Origin of the sequence: Halosimplex marinum (assembly GCF_051414075.1) — an archaeon.
GTDB classification, from domain to species: Archaea; Halobacteriota; Halobacteria; order Halobacteriales; family Haloarculaceae; genus Halosimplex; species Halosimplex marinum.
Genome location: NZ_JBLKNY010000003.1, coordinates 578,152 through 593,750 on the forward strand (window position 1 = coordinate 578,152; position 15,599 = coordinate 593,750).

At 71.7% G+C, this 15,599-nt stretch carries 23 protein-coding genes; 15 read left to right on the top strand and 8 right to left on the bottom strand.

The annotated features are described in order from the left end of the window. Positions 1-62: 62 nt before the first annotated feature. Positions 63-401: a cupin domain-containing protein gene (locus tag ACMGFI_RS03955; RefSeq protein ID WP_436907504.1), complete on the bottom strand. Its 339-nt coding sequence runs from the start codon at positions 399-401 to the stop codon at positions 63-65. 671 nt (positions 402-1,072) lie between these two features. Here ACMGFI_RS03955 and hmgA point away from each other — a divergent pair. The 3 genes from hmgA to ACMGFI_RS03970 all read left to right on the top strand — a co-directional run bounded on the left by hmgA (position 1,073) and on the right by ACMGFI_RS03970 (position 3,179). After that, complete coding sequence (hmgA, locus tag ACMGFI_RS03960; RefSeq protein ID WP_436907507.1) at positions 1,073-2,326, top strand: hydroxymethylglutaryl-CoA reductase (NADPH); 1,254 nt, start codon at positions 1,073-1,075, stop codon at positions 2,324-2,326. Between the two features lie 146 nt (positions 2,327-2,472). Next, positions 2,473-2,697 carry a hypothetical protein gene (locus ACMGFI_RS03965; protein ID WP_436907509.1) on the top strand — a complete coding sequence of 75 codons (225 nt, stop codon included), beginning with the start codon at positions 2,473-2,475 and terminating at the stop codon, positions 2,695-2,697. A gap of 98 nt (positions 2,698-2,795) precedes the next feature. Then, positions 2,796-3,179, top strand: a complete 384-nt coding sequence (locus tag ACMGFI_RS03970) for a hypothetical protein (RefSeq protein ID WP_436907510.1) — start codon at positions 2,796-2,798, stop codon at positions 3,177-3,179. Positions 3,180-3,198: 19 nt separating this feature from the next. Here ACMGFI_RS03970 and ACMGFI_RS03975 read toward each other — a convergent pair whose 3' ends face one another. The 4 genes from ACMGFI_RS03975 to ACMGFI_RS03990 form a co-directional block, all read right to left on the bottom strand. Next, complete coding sequence (locus ACMGFI_RS03975; protein ID WP_436907512.1) at positions 3,199-3,573, bottom strand: hypothetical protein; 375 nt, start codon at positions 3,571-3,573, stop codon at positions 3,199-3,201. A 64-nt stretch (positions 3,574-3,637) separates the two neighbouring features. Beyond that, positions 3,638-4,159 carry a DUF5817 domain-containing protein gene (locus ACMGFI_RS03980; RefSeq protein ID WP_436907513.1) on the bottom strand — a complete coding sequence of 174 codons (522 nt, stop codon included), beginning with the start codon at positions 4,157-4,159 and terminating at the stop codon, positions 3,638-3,640. 113 nt (positions 4,160-4,272) lie between these two features. Next, complete coding sequence (locus tag ACMGFI_RS03985) at positions 4,273-4,908, bottom strand: uracil-DNA glycosylase (protein ID WP_436907514.1); 636 nt, start codon at positions 4,906-4,908, stop codon at positions 4,273-4,275. A 28-nt stretch (positions 4,909-4,936) separates the two neighbouring features. Beyond that, complete coding sequence (locus ACMGFI_RS03990) at positions 4,937-5,506, bottom strand: metal-dependent hydrolase (RefSeq protein ID WP_436907516.1); 570 nt, start codon at positions 5,504-5,506, stop codon at positions 4,937-4,939. A gap of 155 nt (positions 5,507-5,661) precedes the next feature. Between ACMGFI_RS03990 and ACMGFI_RS03995 the strand changes: the two genes are divergently transcribed. The 11 genes from ACMGFI_RS03995 to ACMGFI_RS04045 all read left to right on the top strand — a co-directional run bounded on the left by ACMGFI_RS03995 (position 5,662) and on the right by ACMGFI_RS04045 (position 12,234). Next, entirely contained in the window at positions 5,662-6,210 is a 549-nt protein-coding gene (locus ACMGFI_RS03995; RefSeq protein WP_436907517.1) for a DUF5810 domain-containing protein, read from the top strand. A gap of 24 nt (positions 6,211-6,234) precedes the next feature. Beyond that, a complete protein-coding gene (locus ACMGFI_RS04000; RefSeq protein ID WP_436907518.1) occupies positions 6,235-6,732 on the top strand; it encodes a DUF5809 family protein in 498 nt (165 codons plus the stop codon). A gap of 55 nt (positions 6,733-6,787) precedes the next feature. Beyond that, positions 6,788-7,207, top strand: coding sequence for a hypothetical protein (locus ACMGFI_RS04005; protein WP_436907519.1), 420 nt, complete (start codon positions 6,788-6,790; stop codon positions 7,205-7,207). After that, positions 7,204-7,797: an NUDIX hydrolase gene (locus ACMGFI_RS04010; RefSeq protein WP_436907521.1), complete on the top strand. Its 594-nt coding sequence runs from the start codon at positions 7,204-7,206 to the stop codon at positions 7,795-7,797. Before ACMGFI_RS04005 ends, ACMGFI_RS04010 begins: the two co-directional genes overlap by 4 nt. After that, the gene (locus tag ACMGFI_RS04015; RefSeq protein ID WP_436907522.1) at positions 7,794-8,393 is read left to right on the top strand and encodes an NUDIX hydrolase; all 600 of its coding nucleotides are present in this window, start codon (positions 7,794-7,796) and stop codon (positions 8,391-8,393) included. The genes ACMGFI_RS04010 and ACMGFI_RS04015 overlap by 4 nt, the downstream gene beginning before the upstream one ends. After that, positions 8,390-8,926, top strand: a complete 537-nt coding sequence (locus tag ACMGFI_RS04020) for an NUDIX domain-containing protein (protein ID WP_436907524.1) — start codon at positions 8,390-8,392, stop codon at positions 8,924-8,926. The genes ACMGFI_RS04015 and ACMGFI_RS04020 overlap by 4 nt, the downstream gene beginning before the upstream one ends. A gap of 132 nt (positions 8,927-9,058) precedes the next feature. Further along, the gene (locus ACMGFI_RS04025; RefSeq protein ID WP_436907526.1) at positions 9,059-9,424 is read left to right on the top strand and encodes a rhodanese-like domain-containing protein; all 366 of its coding nucleotides are present in this window, start codon (positions 9,059-9,061) and stop codon (positions 9,422-9,424) included. Between the two features lie 268 nt (positions 9,425-9,692). Continuing rightward, positions 9,693-10,070, top strand: coding sequence for a hypothetical protein (locus ACMGFI_RS04030; protein ID WP_436907529.1), 378 nt, complete (start codon positions 9,693-9,695; stop codon positions 10,068-10,070). Beyond that, positions 10,070-10,642 (top strand): hypothetical protein, encoded by a 573-nt coding sequence (locus ACMGFI_RS04035; RefSeq protein ID WP_436907530.1) that lies wholly within the window; start codon positions 10,070-10,072, stop codon positions 10,640-10,642. The genes ACMGFI_RS04030 and ACMGFI_RS04035 overlap by 1 nt, the downstream gene beginning before the upstream one ends. Before the next feature lie 189 nt (positions 10,643-10,831). Continuing rightward, positions 10,832-11,389, top strand: coding sequence for a hypothetical protein (locus ACMGFI_RS04040; RefSeq protein ID WP_436907532.1), 558 nt, complete (start codon positions 10,832-10,834; stop codon positions 11,387-11,389). Between the two features lie 98 nt (positions 11,390-11,487). Then, a complete protein-coding gene (locus tag ACMGFI_RS04045) occupies positions 11,488-12,234 on the top strand; it encodes an MBL fold metallo-hydrolase (RefSeq protein WP_436907535.1) in 747 nt (248 codons plus the stop codon). Positions 12,235-12,243: 9 nt separating this feature from the next. Here the strand turns inward: ACMGFI_RS04045 and ACMGFI_RS04050 are convergent, their stop codons facing one another. Further along, positions 12,244-12,552 (bottom strand): DUF7968 family protein, encoded by a 309-nt coding sequence (locus tag ACMGFI_RS04050; protein WP_436907537.1) that lies wholly within the window; start codon positions 12,550-12,552, stop codon positions 12,244-12,246. 78 nt (positions 12,553-12,630) lie between these two features. Further along, entirely contained in the window at positions 12,631-13,989 is a 1,359-nt protein-coding gene (locus ACMGFI_RS04055; RefSeq protein ID WP_436907538.1) for an eIF2B alpha/beta/delta subunit family protein, read from the bottom strand. Positions 13,990-14,131: 142 nt separating this feature from the next. On the opposite strand from ACMGFI_RS04055, the gene ACMGFI_RS04060 reads away from it, so the two are divergent. Further along, a complete protein-coding gene (locus ACMGFI_RS04060; RefSeq protein WP_436907539.1) occupies positions 14,132-14,620 on the top strand; it encodes a metallophosphoesterase family protein in 489 nt (162 codons plus the stop codon). 31 nt (positions 14,621-14,651) lie between these two features. On the opposite strand, the gene ACMGFI_RS04065 is transcribed toward ACMGFI_RS04060, so the two are convergent. After that, on the bottom strand, positions 14,652-15,539 hold the full coding sequence (locus ACMGFI_RS04065) for an inositol monophosphatase family protein (RefSeq protein WP_436907540.1): 888 nt from the start codon (positions 15,537-15,539) through the stop codon (positions 14,652-14,654). Between the last annotated feature and the right edge of the window lie 60 nt (positions 15,540-15,599).

Sequence of the window (15,599 nt, forward strand, 5' to 3'; positions counted from 1 at the left end):
CCTTTGGACTCACTGGTTCGTCGCGCGACCGATCGCCGGGCGCGGCCGCGCCCCGTCCAGCCTCAATCCATCCAGTCGGGGTTCGCCCGCGGCGGCGCGAACACGTCGATCCCGTCCAGCGGCTCGTCCCCGGTCGCCTCGACGCTGTGGGGTTCCTCGCTCGCGAGGTGGTAGGAGTCGCCGGAGCTGACCGGGAACTCCTCGCCGTCGACGACGAACACGCCCGACCCGCTCGTGATGTAGCCGACCTGCTCGTGTTCGTGGCTGTGTTCCGGGACGACCGCCCCCGGCTCGATGTGGACGTGTTGCATGCTCATCCGGTCGCCGACCGCCAGCTGCGTGAGGTGGACGCCGTCGGTGACTTCGACCGTCTCGTTCGCCGAGTGTGCTTCGACCTGCATGGATCGGTCGTGGGCGCGTGCACACCTAAGCGTAGGTGGTGTTCTGGGAGGACGTGCGTGCGAGTTGAGTAGTGGTTTCGAGTTGGGCCTTCGTGGAAGAAACGGAGGTAGACGCGACCGCACTCGACAGCGGGCGATGAAAGCCCTCGGCGCGCTCGCGGTCGCTGTCTCCGAAAATCGGAGATTTTCGGGATCTCGCAGGAGCGGAGCTCCTGCGGACCTCGCGAATCTCCGATTCGCTCAGTGACGAGAGAGCGAAGCTCTCTCGAACCAAGCGGGATATCCGCGCTCTCGGCACCGCCCGCTCACGGCACAGCCGTTCGCTTCGAGGCGCACGGCGCCTCGCACCGCGCGGATAGTGGCCCGCTCAGGCGACTATCGACGCGAGCGCGCCGCGCCCTTTCAGTCCACCAGGACCAGCACCACACAGCAACCGCACCGCGACCACCCCGCACAGCACCGCAGACGGCCACGAACCTCCCCAGCCGATTCGCTCGTTCGTTCCACTCACTCCCTCATCCCTCGCGCGGCTACGGTCGCGCGCATGAACGCGCGCTCCAGCGCGCGCCGACCGCACCGCAACCACCCACCGCAACAGCCGTCACCTGTACTGAACAGTCCACTCACTCGCGACAGCAACTGTTAGGGGCGTCGACCGCGAGGCTCCGGGCATGACCGACGACTCCGACGCCGGGGACGCGAGGGCCGACGGGGGCGCCGACCCCGAGGCGCTGGCCGACCGCGTCACCGACGGCGACCTGCGGCTCTACGAACTCGACGACCACGCCGACGCCGAGACCGCGGCGACCGCCCGCCGGCTGGTCGTCGAGCGCGAGGCGGGCGTCGACCTCTCGGCGACCGGCGACTACGCGTTCGCCGCGGAATCGGCCGAGTCGAACATCGAGAACCTCGTCGGCGGGACGCAACTCCCCGTCGGCGTCGCCGGCCCCGTCGCGGTCCGCGGCGAGGCCGCGGACGGCGACTTCTACCTTCCGATCGCCACCACCGAGGGCGCGCTGGTCGCCAGCGTGAATCGCGGGTGTTCGGCCATCTCCGCAGCCGGCGGCGCGACCGCCCGCGTCACCAAGCGCGGGATGACCCGCGCGCCGGTCTTCCGCGTCGACGGCGTCGCGGAGGGCGCCGAGGTCGCCGAGTGGGTCGAGGACAACGAGGAGCGGCTCGCCGAGGCCGCCGAATCGACGACGAGCCACGGCCGCCTCCAGTCAGTGACGCCGTACCTCGTCGGCGACTCCGTGTTCCTGCGATTCTCCTACGACACGGGCGACGCCAACGGGATGAACATGGCGACCATCGCGACGCGGGCGGCCGCCGAGATCGTCGAAGACGAGACCCCCGCCTCGCTCGTCGCGCTGTCGGGCAACCTCTGCGTCGACAAGAAGCCCGCGGCCATCAACGCCGTCGAGGGCCGGGGTCACACCGTCACCGCGGACGTGACCATCCCGCGCGAGGTCGTCGAGGAGCGGTTCGGCACCACCCCCGAGGCCATCGAGGAGGCCAACACCCGGAAGAACCTGATCGGCAGTGCCAAGGCGGGGAGCCTGGGGTTCAACGCCCAGGCGGCCAACGTCGTCGCCGGCGTCTTCATCGCGACCGGCCAGGACGAGGCCCACGTCGTCGAGGGCTCCAACTGCATCACCACCGTCGAGGCCCGCGAGGACGAACTGTACGCCAGCGTCAACCTCGCCAGCCTCCAGGTCGGCACCGTCGGCGGCGGCACCGACCTGGCGACCCAGTCGGAGATGCTCGACGTGATCGGCGTCGGCGGCGGCGGCGACCCCGTCGGCTCGAACGCCGACGCGCTCGCGGAGGTCATCGCCGCCGGCGCGCTCGCCGGCGAACTCTCCTTAGTCTCGGCGCTGGCCTCGCGACACCTCTCCAGCGCCCACGAGGAACTCGGGCGATAGGGTCCACCTGACGACCACAGATCCTCTCGGTCCGAAGCGTCGGACCCGGTTTCACTTCCGCCCCGGGGACGGCTGGCGTTTACCTGCCTCCCCCCCGGTAGTTCGAGTGCGTCCGACCGGGAGCCCCGGCGGGCGCGCCCATACCCATGCACACGGACAGCACCGCGGACCGCAGCGTCCGCACGACGGCCGGAGGCGAGCCCCCGGCGCAAGGGGAGAGAAAGGGGAAGGGGGACGGCGACGAGCGCGCCACCGATGGGGGCGACAACCCGTCGGTACGCCGCCCGACCCGGATCATGCGACTGGTGAAGCTCGCGGCGACGACGCTGGCCGCACTGGCCGGCGCCGCGAAGGCGATCGGGCTGGTCTGAGCGCCGGCCGTCGGCCGACGACCGCGTGGCCGCTCGGACGCGTCGCCGGCGCCGCCGCCGGAGAAACGCCTATTGCGGTCGCCTCCCTCGATCCGACGATGGACGACAAGGCGCCGATCTACGCGGCGGCCGCGGGAGTCGTCGCGCCGGTGGCGACGGTCCGCCTCGTCGGCGGCGCCGTCGACGCCGGCGTCCTCCACCCGATCGTGGGCCTCGTCTTCCTCTTTCTCGGCCCCGTGCTCGGGATCGTCTGGATCGTCTCGGCGGCCTGGAAGCTCGGCCTCACGGGGTGGGACCCGCTCGACCGGTTCCGCTCGCGGGCCACCGTCCGCGAGGACATCCCCGCGCAGTTCCACGACGCCATCGACCACGAGACGCTCGACGAGGAGAAAGAGGAGGGGAAGATCCCCACGAACCTGTTCGTCTACGGCCTCGTCTACCTCGTCGGCGTCCCGGTATTCGCGGTCGTGTTCATCCTCTGAGCGCCCGCGGCGTCCCGTCTCAGCCGCCGACCGCTCCCCGGACGCGGTGGCCGTGGTCGGCCCAGAGGCTCACGGCGCCGCCGACCGCGATGAGCGTCCATCCCGTCCAGAGGGTCTGGTCCAGTAACCCGGTCGCCGCGCCGACGCTCCAGACCGCCCAGCCGACGGCCGCGACGACCATCCCGGCGGCGTCGAGCCCGTCTCCCTGCGTCAGCGACACCGCGGCGATGGCGACGAAGACGACCGCGAGGGCCCCGGTGAGCACGACCACCCACGCGTCCTCGGGCGCGATGACGACCGCCGCGCCGACCACCGCGGCGAGGCTCGCCAGCGTCGCCGCCCCCCACGCGTACCAGAACCGCCGACCGAGCGCCCGCAGCGATTCGGGATCCATCGGCCGAGAGTTAGACCGTCCGCCGCAAGTGTCTTTCCGTTCGATTGACCTCTCTGGTGTGGGCCTACAGCAGTCGGTAGACGCCCCGATTTTCGGTCGCCTCGCCGGCGCGGACGAGCTTCTCGAGCGCCGTCCGGGTGTACTCGGGGTCGACGCCGCGCTCGGCGGCGTAGTCGACGACCGCGTCCTCGGTCGCTTCGTCGAGTTCGCGGACGGCCTCGCGGACCCGCTCCTTCCGGCTCGTGGACCCGCCCGAGTCCATCGCCGCCTCGCCCGCCTCGGCGACCGCGTCGGCGTCGATCCCCGACCGCTCCAGGTACTCCTCGTCGGAGGGGCCGGCGTCGTCGATCTGCCCCTCCATCTCGGTGAAGGAGTCGAGTTCGGCGAAGGCGTCGCCGTGGCCCTGCCGGTTGGCGAGCATCGACGCGCGCACCTCGCGGGCGTGGTCCTCCTCCTCGGTCGTGACGAACTTCTTGCGCTTGGCGTACTGGCGGGTCGTCCCGCAGCGGGGACACTGGCTGGTCTCCGGCCGTCCCTCGACGACCCAGAGCATCGAACAGTCGCTACAGCCCACGACGGCGTACATCTACTCCGGAGTATCGCCCCCGCCGGTATCAACGTTCGGCAAGCGGGGCGGAAGTGGACGGGCGGGCCGGTGGCCGGATCGTGACGCGACCCCGTCCGTGGACTATCGCGGCGCTACTCGTCGACCGCCGCGACCGTCTCACGGATCGCCTCGACGTACTCCTCCCGGCTGTAGCCCAGCCGGCCGATCCACACCTCCTGATACGACGGATGCACGAGCGGCACGAGCGTCGTCCCCAGCCGCTCGCAGTCGACCGGCTCCAGCACCGAATCGAGAAAGCCGTCCAGCTCTCGACCCTCGACCGTCAGAACGGACTTCGTGGCGTGTTTCCCGGTCGCGAGCACGGCCGCGGGCTCGACTTCCCGGATCTCTTCGACCAGATAGGGTCGGCAGTTGGCTCGTTCCTCGGCGGTTGGCTCGCGGTTGTCCGTCGGGTCGTCGGGGTCCGCGGGGAAACACTTGACCGCGTTCGTGTAGTAGGCGTCGCCGGCGTAGCCCGCGTCGGCAATGACCTCGCGTATCTTCCGGCCGGACCGGCGCGAGGTGTAGGCCAGTCCCGTCAGGTTGCCGCCCCGCCAGCGGTCGGCGCCGGGGTCGCCCGCGGCGGGCGCCTCGCCGACGACCACGACCGAGGCGTCTCCGGGGCCGTTCCCCCAGGCGATGCGCTCGCGGCACTCCGCCAGCGCGGGGCAACGCCGACAGTCGTCGGCGAGCGCGTTCCGGTCGTCGGAGTCGGGAAACGTCGGCATAGTCGATCGGTTGCGGGATACCGGGAACTCACTCGGCGCCGGTAGCCTCGCGCCAGGCGCGGGCGGGCAGCGCGAGGACGGTCGCGAGGCCGGGGTAGCCGTCGGCCCGCCAGACGACGGCGGCGACGGCGACGAGCAGGAACTCGAAGTACAGCTCGGGCGAGGCGTCGATCAGCGCGAAGTGGGCCGTGAAGCTCTGCTCGACCTCGTGCTCCAGCGGCGGGACCGCTGGCCACAGCATGAACCCGGCCTCGCGGAACTCCAGCGCGACCAGCGAGTACAGCGCGTCGCCGAACGCGTGGACGACCGCGCCGATGCCGAACGCGACCGCAAGCGGCTCCTCGCCCTCCTCCCGGACCCGGGCCACCGAGTACAGCAGGGCGACCAGCGGGGCCAGGACGAGCAGCGAGTGGGCCAGCGACCGGCCGGACGGCAGGACCGACAGCGTCCACGCCAGCGGCTTGTCCACGAGGTCCGGGAACTGCGAGGCGAAGACGACGACCAGCGCGGTCGCGGCGGTCGGGCGGTGGCCCCGCCCGACCCGCGAGTAGAGACTGTAGGCGAGATACGCCAGCGCGAGGTGTCCCCAGGGCCACATCACCCGAGGGGACGGCCGTCCGGTCCTTACGTGTGTCGGCTTCCCGGCCAACCGCGAGGTCACGGCCCGGATCCGCCGCGGTCGTCGGCCGTCCTCGCCCACCGCGCTCGGCCGCTCGTGAAAGGCATATGCGCCTCGCGGCCGTCGGGGCGGGTATGGGCTACGCGTGTCCCGTCTGCGGCGACCCCCAGGCCGACGCCGAGCACCTCGCCAACCACCTCGCCTTCACGGCCATGCTCCGCGGGGGCGACCACGAGGCGTGGCTCGACGACCGCGTCGACGACTGGGCCGACCTGGACCCGCCGGACCTCGCCGAGCGCGTCGTCGACCACGCCGACGGGGAGGAGTTCCCGCAGGTCTTCGAGGACACGACCGGCGGCGACCACGACCACGGCCACGACCACCAGCACGGGGGCGGCCGGCAGGGCGCCGGCGGCCCGATGCCCGGTGGAGCCGACGCGGTCGAGAACGCGGCGCCCGGCGGCGTCGCCGACCTCGACGACTTCGAGGGCGAGACCGACGACGTGCTCGCCGAGGCGAAGGAACTGACGCGCCGGCGCCGCGCGAACGCGGCCGACGACGAGTCCGACGACGGCGCGGACGCCGACGGGACCGATGACGAGGAGGGGGCCGGCGAGGCTGCGGACGGCGACGAGGGCGCCGCGGAGGGGGACGCGGCCGACGACGAAACCGACGGTTCCTAAGTCGCGGGGGCCGAACCGGTGGGTATGGACACGGAGGGGACGCTCGCGCCGGCGACCGCCGCCGCGGCCCGGGAGCGCTACGAGGCGCTCGGGTCGACGGCCCAGGTCGTCGTCAAGGAGACCGCGAAGGCGATGGAGATGGACGCCGAGGAGTACCGCGACCGCGTGACGAGCGACGTGGTCGAGACCGCCCGCGACGCGCTGTTCGCCTCCATGCTGGAGGTCAGCGTCGGGTCGCGCGAGGAGTTCGACGAGTGGGTCGCCGACCGCGACGGCTACGAGGTCCACGAGGTCGGCAGCGAGAACGTCGACCGCGTCGTCTGGCACGCCGCGCCGGCCGCCGAGACGGTCGTCGCCGCCACGTTCCACGAGGAGCGCGAAGCCGCCGTCGGTACCCTCCGCAGGCAGGCGTTCGGTCGGATCTACCGCGACCTGGTGACCGAGAGCGACGAAGCCGCCGGTGAGAGCGGCGAACAGGCAGACGAGGGAGGAGCGGCAGCCGACGAGTCGAACGCCGAGTAGCGCGCCGCCGTCGCGTATCCGTGTCGTTTTCACGCGCTCGGCCGTAGCGAGGGGTATGCGTCGGGTCACTCGCAACGCCGTCCTGTTGATCCTCGGAACGGTGGTCGCGCTGCTCGCGCTCGGTGCCCTCCCGTCGCTGCTCGCCAGCGGCGACCCCTACTACGTCACCGCCGACCCCGTCGACGCGAACGGGTCTGCCGACGGCTCCGGCGCGGCGGCGGTCAACGAGAGCGCCGCCGTCAACGGCTCGACCCTCTCGGAGCGGCGCTATCCCTACACCACGCAGGCGCTCCGCAACGGCACCTCCGACCCCTACCGGAAGGGACCGTGGGGGCTGAAGGAGGCGTTCACCCACTCGCCGTTCGACGAGCGGTCGGCGCTGGCGGCGCGCAACGCGAGCGCCGTCTCCGAGTCGGGCGTGCTCGTCTCGTACAACGGCACGCTTTACCGCGTCGCGGTCGGACAGCGACCATGAGCGACCGCGACGACGCGGCGGAGTCACCGGCGACCGACGGCGACGGTCCCGCGCGCGACCCCGGCCACGAGTGGCGGGTCACCGAGCGCGAGGCCGAGTACGAGACCGGCTGGTACACCGGCGGCTACGACCGCGTCGAACAGCCGGACGGCTCGGAGAAGGACTACTACTGGGCGGAGCTTCCCGACGCCGTGGTCGTCGTCGCCCGCACCGGCGACGAACTCGTCCTCGTCGACCAGTACCGCCCCGTCATCCGCGAGCAGTGTCTCGAACTCCCCGCCGGCATCGTCGAGGACGGCGAGTCGTTCACGACCGCCGGCGCCCGCGAACTGCGCGAGGAGACCGGCTTCGACCCCGCCGGCGTCTCCCTGCTGGAGGAGTTCTGGTGTTCGACCGGCGTCCTGCGACACAGACGGGGCATCGTCTTCGCCGAGGGGCTCGAACCGGTCGAGCGGAAACTCGACGGCAACGAGTTCCTCTCGGTGACCACGGTACCAGTGGACGACGCGCTGGCCGTGGCGCGGCGCCAGCCCGCCAACGACGCCACCATCGAAGGGGTGTTGCTCGCGCAGGCGGAGGGGCTGCTGTGACCGGTGACGGCGACTCGGGGGCCGACCCGACGGGCGAAGCCGCGATGCACCCCTGGGAGCGCGAGGACCCCGCCTGGCCCGTCCACGACCGGGAAGTCACCTGGGAGACCGACTTCTTCGAGGCCGGTCACGACGTGGTCGAGCGGCCCACCGGCGAGCGAGCGGAGTACTACTGGCTCGAACCGGGCGACGCGGCGGTCGTCGTCGCGTTCACCGACGACGAACTCGTCCTCGTCGAGCAGTACCGCCCGCGCCTGCGTCGCTACTCGCTGGGGCTCCCCGGCGGCGGCGTCGAGGACGGGGAGGATCCCGGGGCCGCCGCGGCCCGCGAGTTGCGCGAGGAGACCGGCTTCGTCGCCGGCGACCTGCGGAAACTCGACGCCTACGTCCCGACGCCGTGGACGCGCTACACCCGCCACGTCTTCGTCGCCCGGGACCTCGACCGCGGAGAGCGCGACCTCGACGACGCCGAGTTCGTCGAGTGGGAGACGGTGCCCGCCGACGAGGCGGTCGACCGCCTGCGCGGCAGCGAGGGGCCGGCGAACGGCATCTCGCTGACGCCGCTGCTGCTCGCCCGCGAGGAGGGGCTGCTGTGACCGGCGGCGACTGGCGCGTCGAGTCGTCGGTCGTCGAGTACGAGAACGAGTACTTCGCGGCCGGCTACGACGTCGTCCGGCGACCCGACGGCACGACCGCGCGCTACCACTGGATCGACCCCGCCGACGTGGTCGCGGTCGTGCCCGTCACCGACGACGGCGAGGTCGTCCTCGTCGAGGAGTACGAACCTCAGCTCGGCGGGACCGTCCTCGGCTGTCCGGCCGGCGGCGTCCATCCCGACGAGTCGCCCGTCGACGCCGCGGTCCGCGAACTGCGCGAGGAGACGGGCTATCTCGCGGCCGACCCCACGGCGCTGCTCGCGTACCGGCCCGAGCAGTGGGTCCGGATGGAGTGTACGGTCTTCCTCGCCGACGACCTCGACCCGGTCGAGCGCGACCCCGACGAGGGGGAGTTCGTCACCGTCCACACGGTCCCGGTGGCCGACGCGCTCGACGCCGTCCTCGACGCGGACGTCGTCCACGGGGCGCAGCTGACGCCGCTGCTGCTCGCGCTCGCGGAGGGGCACCTGTGACCGACGGCGGGGAGTCCACCCGGCCTCGCCGCGCTGCTGGTCGCCCGCGACGAGGGGCTACTGTAGGGATCGTTGCACACCCGCCGGAGTCCGACGAACCTATGCCGTCCGGCCCCCGATCCCGACTCAACGATGGACGGCGAGATCTCCTGCGAGGAACTGCAGGCGCTACTGGACGACGGCGACCGCGAAGCCGCGGACGCCCTCCGGATCGTGGACATCCGGAACCCGGGGTCGTTCGAACGCGGGCACATCCCCGGCAGCGAGAACATCCCGGCGAACGAACTCACGGACCGCGTCGAGGAACTCGACGGCGCCGAGCGCGTCGTGACGGTCTGTCCGAAGGGCAAGTCCAGCGTCCAGGCGGCCCGCCTGGTGGGCTCCTACGAGGGCGTCGACGGCCCGGTCGAGAGCCTCGCCGGCGGGCTCAGCGAGTGGGACGGTCCGCTGGCGGCCGCCGACGCCGGCGAGTCCGGCGACGGATCGGCGCCGTTCTGACGCTGTCGCTGTGCCTCGGTCACCTCCGTCGGTCCGCCCTACAGCGCCGCCGCTGGCGGACGTGAGACGGTGGCTCGGTGAAAGTCCTCGTCACAAGGGGCTCAGTGGGGGTAACTGCTCGTCATCGCCACCACGAGTGGGTAGTCCGGCACCAGTCAAAAGCCCGTTCGTTCGCGGCGGGCGGATCAACTACGTCCCCACCACCATGTGCAAGTTCTGTGTGCCGGGCGGAGCACTTATCACGCTATGTGCAAAACGTGCATACGAGATGAGCGCGAGTGACGACCCCAAGCGGGTCCACTTCCAGTCGCCCGAATCCCTCGTCGAGCGCCTGGACGCCATCGCGGACCTGTTCGGCACGGATCGGACGGATCTCCTCGTCGAGGCGATGCGCGAGTACATCGAAGACACCGCCAGCGACGAGCGGTTTCAGGAGTTGGTCGCCCGCCGCTACTACGAGGACGACCTCGACTTCGAGACGGTCAAGCGGCTTGTCGACCCCGAAACCGCCCAGCGGTTGCGACTTCTCAAGGCCGACCTCGACGAGGAGCCGTACGACCTCGCTGCGCCCGACGATACGGACATCTACGACGACGACCGCCGTTCCGTGACGCCCGACGCGGCTGACGAGTCGACAGACGAGTGATGAGCGGTCGCACACGCCTGCGGGCGGTCGTCGCGGACACGAGCGCGCTCGTGAGTCTCGCCGTCCCGAGCGCCGACCGGACGTACGACACGCAGACGGAACCGGACCCGCTACAGTACGTGCTCACCTCCTGTGACGTTTCGGTTCCACCGTCGGTCGTCACGGAACTACGGGAACTGGCACAGTACAGCGACATCCACGCGGCGGCCGCCGACAACGTCCTTGCCGCACGGTCCCACTACGATATCGAGGACCCGTACCAGCGCACCGCGACACCGGAACCGCGTCCGACGTTCGGGCTCGACGACGGCGAGACGGACGGCATCGTTCTGGCGAACGCGCTCGAAGTCGACGGGTTTCTGACCGACGAGTTCGGCGGCAACAACTTCGCGCTCGTCCACGCGGCACTAACCGGACCACGGATCGTTCCGACGCCTCGCTTGCTCTGTGACTACGCTCGCGACGGTCACATGAGCGTCGAGGAAGCACGCGCACTGATTCGGACGATCGGTCCACACCGGAGTTGGGACAACAGTCCCTACGTCGAACAGTTGCTCGGTTCACTCGATTGATACGGATTATTGCAAGCGTTTCCCGGGTCGACCGCACGACTGCGTGCGGTCGATCCCGGAATGACTTGCAATAATCCGTATGAATGCTCGGCCCCTTGACCGGGCTTCGGCCGGACTGCGAGCACGGGCGGACCCGCCGCTCGTCGTACCGACCGAAACTGACAGAGGACCTGCCTGTGTATCGCGACTATGGACCGCGCTCCCGGGTCGTTCGCCGAGGCGCTCGCCTCTGGCGACACCGACCGCGTGAACGAGGCGATCGATGAGGTCGAGGCCGTCGACGCGACCGAGCGCGTCGAGCGGTATCCGGCGCTGTTCGACGAGTGCTATCCGGTCTACGGGAGCGACGACGGCTACGTCAGACAGGCGGTCGTCCGCTTCCTGCGGGACGCCTACCCGATGCTCGAACTCCAGATCGCCGCCGTCGAGGGCGACCGCGTCGACGGGTACACGACCGACGATCTCGCCGAGATCAGGACCCGACTCGTCGAACTCCTGCTCGAAGCGCTCGAAGACGACGACGGCAGGGTCCGGACGGCCGCAGTCGACGGCTTCGACACGCTCGGCGTCGCGCTCGACGCGGCGGAGCTCACCGCCGAGCGAGCGGCGCTGGTCGAGGCGCTCGAAGACCTGTCCGACACCCTCCCCGACGAGAAGGCCGAGCACGCCGAGAGCGCGAAACGCTCGGTGGAACGCATGGGGTTCGTGGGCGGTCTGATGTCCGACATCGATATCGATTCTCCGTGAACGCGGAGAAGAAGTGTATACGATAGAAGTCAGCGCATACGTACACGTTCGGTCGACAAGCACCCGACTTATGTGGGTTCGGTCGCGTAGGTGGAGCAATGACCGTGCGCCACGACGGGATCACCGTCGAGTGGCTGGGCTACGCCACGCTGCGGTTCGCGGGCGAGGACACCGTCGTCTACACCGATCCCGGGCGATACGGCGTGCTCACCGGCGAGTGGGAACCGGACACGGAAGGCGTCGGCCACCCGCCGGCGCAGGATTATCGCCCGGAGGACGCCGACGTGGTCTGTCTCACCCACGTCCACCACTACGACCCCGACGGCGTCGAACGAGTCGCGGGGCCGGACACCACCATCGTCGCGTTCGAGGCCATCGAGGACGGCGTCGAGGACCGCGAACTCCCGCCGCTCGACTCGCTGCCGTACGACGTGGTGACCGTCGGCGACAGGGAGTCGCTGACCGTCGACGGCGTCCCGCTCTGGACGGTCCCGGCGTACAACGAGGAGAACGGCCCCCACACCCGCCCGGACGGCACGCCGTTCCACCCGGAGGGGTTCGGCTGCGGGTTCGTCGTCGACGTGGAGGGCAAGCGCGCCCTCTACCCCGGTGACACGGACGCGCTCGGCCCCCACCAGAACGTCGAGGTGTCGGTGTTCTGCCCGCCCATCGGTCCACGGTTCACGATGGACCGCCACGAGGCCGCCGCGCTCGCCGCCGCGATGGAGCCCGAGCTGGTCGTCCCGGTCCACTACAACACCTTCTCGACGCTGGAGACCGACTCGCGGGGGTTCGCCGCCGACGTAGCCGAGGCCGGCGTCCCCGTCGCGCTCGACGAGCGCTGAGCGGCGGGATCAGCTGTCGTCCGACGGGGGCTCGGGGTCGCCGTCTTCGGCCGGTCGGAACGCGAGCTCCGTCCCCTCACCTACGCGGCCGCCGCCCTCGACGGATTCGACGGTGAGCGTCACGTCCGCGGTCGCGCCGCAACCGCGGCTCACGAAGTGTTCCCACTCGTCGCCGGCGGCCACCGGCCCCGACTCCGCCCGCCGGAGGTAGGCGCTGTACCGCGACTTCGAGAGTTCCTCGGCGATCCGGTCGGTGACCGGCGCGTACCGGACGACGACGCGCTCGGCGACCCCGTCGGCGGTGGCGTCGGCTGTCACTGGTCTATCAGAGGTGGTTCTCGGTGAAAACGGTTGCGCGGTCCGGTGCGGTGGCCGGCCGAACGCGGCGGCCTCCGCTCAGCCGTCCCACCCGGCCAGCGAGCGGTGTTCGTCGGCGACGGCCCGGATCCCGTCGGCGTCCAGCGCGCCCCGCTCGGTCAGGACCGCGTCGACCAGTTCCGGCGGCGTCACGTCGAAGGTCGGGTTCGCGACCCCGACGGCGGCGTCGCCGTCGTACACCTCGCGGGGGTCGCGCTCCTCGCGGTCCACGTCGGCAGTCGCCTCCGCCTGGTCCCCACCGTTCGCGGCCGCTATCTTGTCGCTCGCGGCGACGACGTAGCAGTCGATCCCCTCGGCGGCCGCCGCGGCGGCCGCGCCGCGCGTCCCGACCTTGTTGACGACCTGTCCGTCCGGCAGGATCGTGTCGGCGCCGACGACGACCGCCCCCACGTCCATCGCCGCCAGCCGGTCGGCCAGCGCCGCGTCGGTCGTCAGCGTCACCGCGGCGTCGGTCGTCCCGGCGAAGCGCTCGGCCGTCCCGACACCCTCCCGGCCGGGCCGGGACTCGGCGACCACCACCGCGTCCGGGTCGGCCCGCTCGACCGCCGCCGCGACCGTCCCCGACCGCGAGAGCGTGGCGACGCGGCCGGGGACCCGGTCGGCGGCGAGCGCGGCCGCGTCGGTGTCAGCGGCGCTCGCACGCTCGATACCTTCGAGGGCATCCGCTTCGAGCGCGGCCGGGGTGGCGTCCTCGCTCGCCGCGTCCATCGCCCGGTTGACGCGATTGGCGACGACGGCCATCGACGGCCGAGCGTCCAGCAGGGCGCGGGCGACGGCGACGAGGCCCGTCCAGGCGGCCGGAGGGCTGTCCGCGTCCTCGCCGCCCGCCCCTTCGACCGCCAGCGCGGCCTCGTCCCGGAGGACTTCCAGCGCGCGCAACGATATCCAGGCCGACCCGTGCTCGGCGTCTTCGGCGACGGTCTCGACGGTCGGTCGCACCCGGTCGTAGGAGGTCCAGAGGTCCGGCACCGTCTCGCGTCGCAGGATCGCCGTCGGCGCGGTCCACTCGAACTCGTCGGTCTCCTCGTTCGGTTCGACGGCTCGCACTTCGCAGTCGAACAGATAGGGGTGGACGACCCACCGCCGGCCGAGGTCCTTGTCGACGACCGCGAAGGGGTCGCCCCGCCGGACAAGCGCGGTCTCGGCGCCTGGGTCGATTCCGGTCTCCTCGCGGACCTCCTCCTGGGCGGCAGCGGCGGGGTCGCCCTCGGCGTGGCCCGCGACGGCGCCCCACCGCCCCGCGTAGGAGCCGACCGCGCCGCTCCGCCGCAGGAGCAGTACGTCCCCCTCGTTACGGAGAAACACTGTCACGACGTGGGTCTCGTCGAGAGCGTCCTCGGGAGCTCCGTCGGCGTCCCCGCCGCTCTCTCCGGTCATGGGCCACACGTTCGCGCGCCGGCCGTATCAGCCTCGGGGGTCGGCCCCGGGCGGTCGGCGACGGCGCCGCGGCGGTCTCCGAGCACGACCCGCCGGTCCGCGAGGGGGAACCGACTTGGGCGTCCCGGCCGAACGCCGCCGTATGGAGATCGCCCTCGTCAGCGACACGCACATCCCCTCGCGCGCCAGTCGGATCCCAGACGCGTTCCGCGAGCGGATCCGCGCGGCCGACCACGTCGTCCACGCCGGGGACTTCGACTCGAAGGGGACGCTCGCCGACGTACAGGACCTGGCGCCCGAGTTGACCGCCGTCGCGGGGAACATGGACCCCCGGGTCGGCCTCCCCGAACGGGCGACCGTCGAGTTCGGCGGCGTCACCTTCGTCGTCCTCCACGGCACCGGTTCCAAGCACGGCTGGGAGGACCGCGTCGCCGCCGCCGTCCGCGAGGAAGCGGACGAACCGCGGGTCGGGGTCGCCGGTCACACCCACGAGGTGTTCGACCGAGGGGTCGGCGGCGTCCGGCTCCTGAACCCCGGGAGCGCGACCGGCGCCGCACCGGCCGACCGGGCGACGATGATGACCGTCGACGCGGCCGACGGCGACCTGAACGTGACCGTCCACGAGGCCTGAACGGCGCCGAGAGAACCGGAGCGCCCGCCGGTCACTCGGCCAGCGCGCCCGTCGCGGCGTCGAACAGGGCGTCGCGGATCTCCCGGTCGGCGCCGAAGACGGTCAGCGGTCCCCCCGAGTGCGCGACGGCGCCGGCCTCTCCGGCGAGCAGCGACCCGGCGACCTGCTCGCGCTCGGCGGGGTAGTAACAGACGAACCCCTCCAGTTTTCCGCGGGCGAGCAGCCCCCAGTAGACCACGGGCGCCCACATCTGGATGGCCCGCTTGGGGACTTCCTCGACCGCGTCGGTGATGGCGTCCCACTCGCGGCGCTCGGCGCCGCCCGAGACCACCTCGGGGCCGATTATCATCCCGACAGTCGCCTTCTCCGCCGGGAGCGTCGGCCCGTCGGTCACCGCGACCGGCGTCCCGTTGTACTCGACGCCGCCGCCCCGGGTCGCGACGTACGTGTCGTCGAGAACCGGCACGTGGACAGCGGTGGCGACGGGTCGGTTCTCCGGGCCGTCCGGGCCGGCCCGGTCGCAGGCCGTCGCGGCGACGCCGAAGGTCGGGATGCCGGCAGCGAAGTTGTTCGTGCCGTCGAGGGCGTCGACCACCCAGCGGTACGCCCCGTCGCCGTCGTGGTCGCCGGACTCCTCGGCGGAGATCCGGTGGTCCGGGTGGGCGTCGGCGATCGCGTCGAGGACGCGTCGCTCGGCCTCGCGGTCGGCCTCGGCTTTCACGTCCTTGGCCGTGTAGTCGGCCGCCGTGCCGCCGTCCGCGAACGCCTCGCGGAGGTAGTCGCCGCCGGTCTCGACCGCGCGGCGGGCGGTGTCGGCCAGCGCGTCGGCGTCGACAGTGGGATCGTCGTCGGTCGCGTCGGGTTCGACCGTACCGGCGCGGTCGGCACCTGCGTCGGCGCCTGCGGAGTCGTCGGGCATAGCCTGGCGTGTGGACCGCCGTCCTACGAGCGTTTCGGATCGGCGCCTGTCGGCGTCGGT

Bases quoted from the DNA above. Each gene is read 5' to 3' on its own strand.
- ACMGFI_RS03955 (WP_436907504.1), bottom strand. From the start codon at position 401: ATGCAGGTCGAAGCACACTCGGCGAACGAGACGGTCGAAGTCACCGAC.
- hmgA (WP_436907507.1), top strand. From the start codon at position 1,073: ATGACCGACGACTCCGACGCCGGGGACGCGAGGGCCGACGGGGGCGCC.
- ACMGFI_RS03965 (WP_436907509.1), top strand. From the start codon at position 2,473: ATGCACACGGACAGCACCGCGGACCGCAGCGTCCGCACGACGGCCGGA.
- ACMGFI_RS03970 (WP_436907510.1), top strand. From the start codon at position 2,796: ATGGACGACAAGGCGCCGATCTACGCGGCGGCCGCGGGAGTCGTCGCG.
- ACMGFI_RS03975 (WP_436907512.1), bottom strand. From the start codon at position 3,573: ATGGATCCCGAATCGCTGCGGGCGCTCGGTCGGCGGTTCTGGTACGCG.
- ACMGFI_RS03980 (WP_436907513.1), bottom strand. From the start codon at position 4,159: ATGTACGCCGTCGTGGGCTGTAGCGACTGTTCGATGCTCTGGGTCGTC.
- ACMGFI_RS03985 (WP_436907514.1), bottom strand. From the start codon at position 4,908: ATGCCGACGTTTCCCGACTCCGACGACCGGAACGCGCTCGCCGACGAC.
- ACMGFI_RS03990 (WP_436907516.1), bottom strand. From the start codon at position 5,506: ATGTGGCCCTGGGGACACCTCGCGCTGGCGTATCTCGCCTACAGTCTC.
- ACMGFI_RS03995 (WP_436907517.1), top strand. From the start codon at position 5,662: ATGGGCTACGCGTGTCCCGTCTGCGGCGACCCCCAGGCCGACGCCGAG.
- ACMGFI_RS04000 (WP_436907518.1), top strand. From the start codon at position 6,235: ATGGACACGGAGGGGACGCTCGCGCCGGCGACCGCCGCCGCGGCCCGG.
- ACMGFI_RS04005 (WP_436907519.1), top strand. From the start codon at position 6,788: ATGCGTCGGGTCACTCGCAACGCCGTCCTGTTGATCCTCGGAACGGTG.
- ACMGFI_RS04010 (WP_436907521.1), top strand. From the start codon at position 7,204: ATGAGCGACCGCGACGACGCGGCGGAGTCACCGGCGACCGACGGCGAC.
- ACMGFI_RS04025 (WP_436907526.1), top strand. From the start codon at position 9,059: ATGGACGGCGAGATCTCCTGCGAGGAACTGCAGGCGCTACTGGACGAC.
- ACMGFI_RS04030 (WP_436907529.1), top strand. From the start codon at position 9,693: ATGAGCGCGAGTGACGACCCCAAGCGGGTCCACTTCCAGTCGCCCGAA.
- ACMGFI_RS04035 (WP_436907530.1), top strand. From the start codon at position 10,070: ATGAGCGGTCGCACACGCCTGCGGGCGGTCGTCGCGGACACGAGCGCG.
- ACMGFI_RS04040 (WP_436907532.1), top strand. From the start codon at position 10,832: ATGGACCGCGCTCCCGGGTCGTTCGCCGAGGCGCTCGCCTCTGGCGAC.
- ACMGFI_RS04045 (WP_436907535.1), top strand. From the start codon at position 11,488: ATGACCGTGCGCCACGACGGGATCACCGTCGAGTGGCTGGGCTACGCC.
- ACMGFI_RS04055 (WP_436907538.1), bottom strand. From the start codon at position 13,989: ATGACCGGAGAGAGCGGCGGGGACGCCGACGGAGCTCCCGAGGACGCT.
- ACMGFI_RS04060 (WP_436907539.1), top strand. From the start codon at position 14,132: ATGGAGATCGCCCTCGTCAGCGACACGCACATCCCCTCGCGCGCCAGT.
- ACMGFI_RS04065 (WP_436907540.1), bottom strand. From the start codon at position 15,539: ATGCCCGACGACTCCGCAGGCGCCGACGCAGGTGCCGACCGCGCCGGT.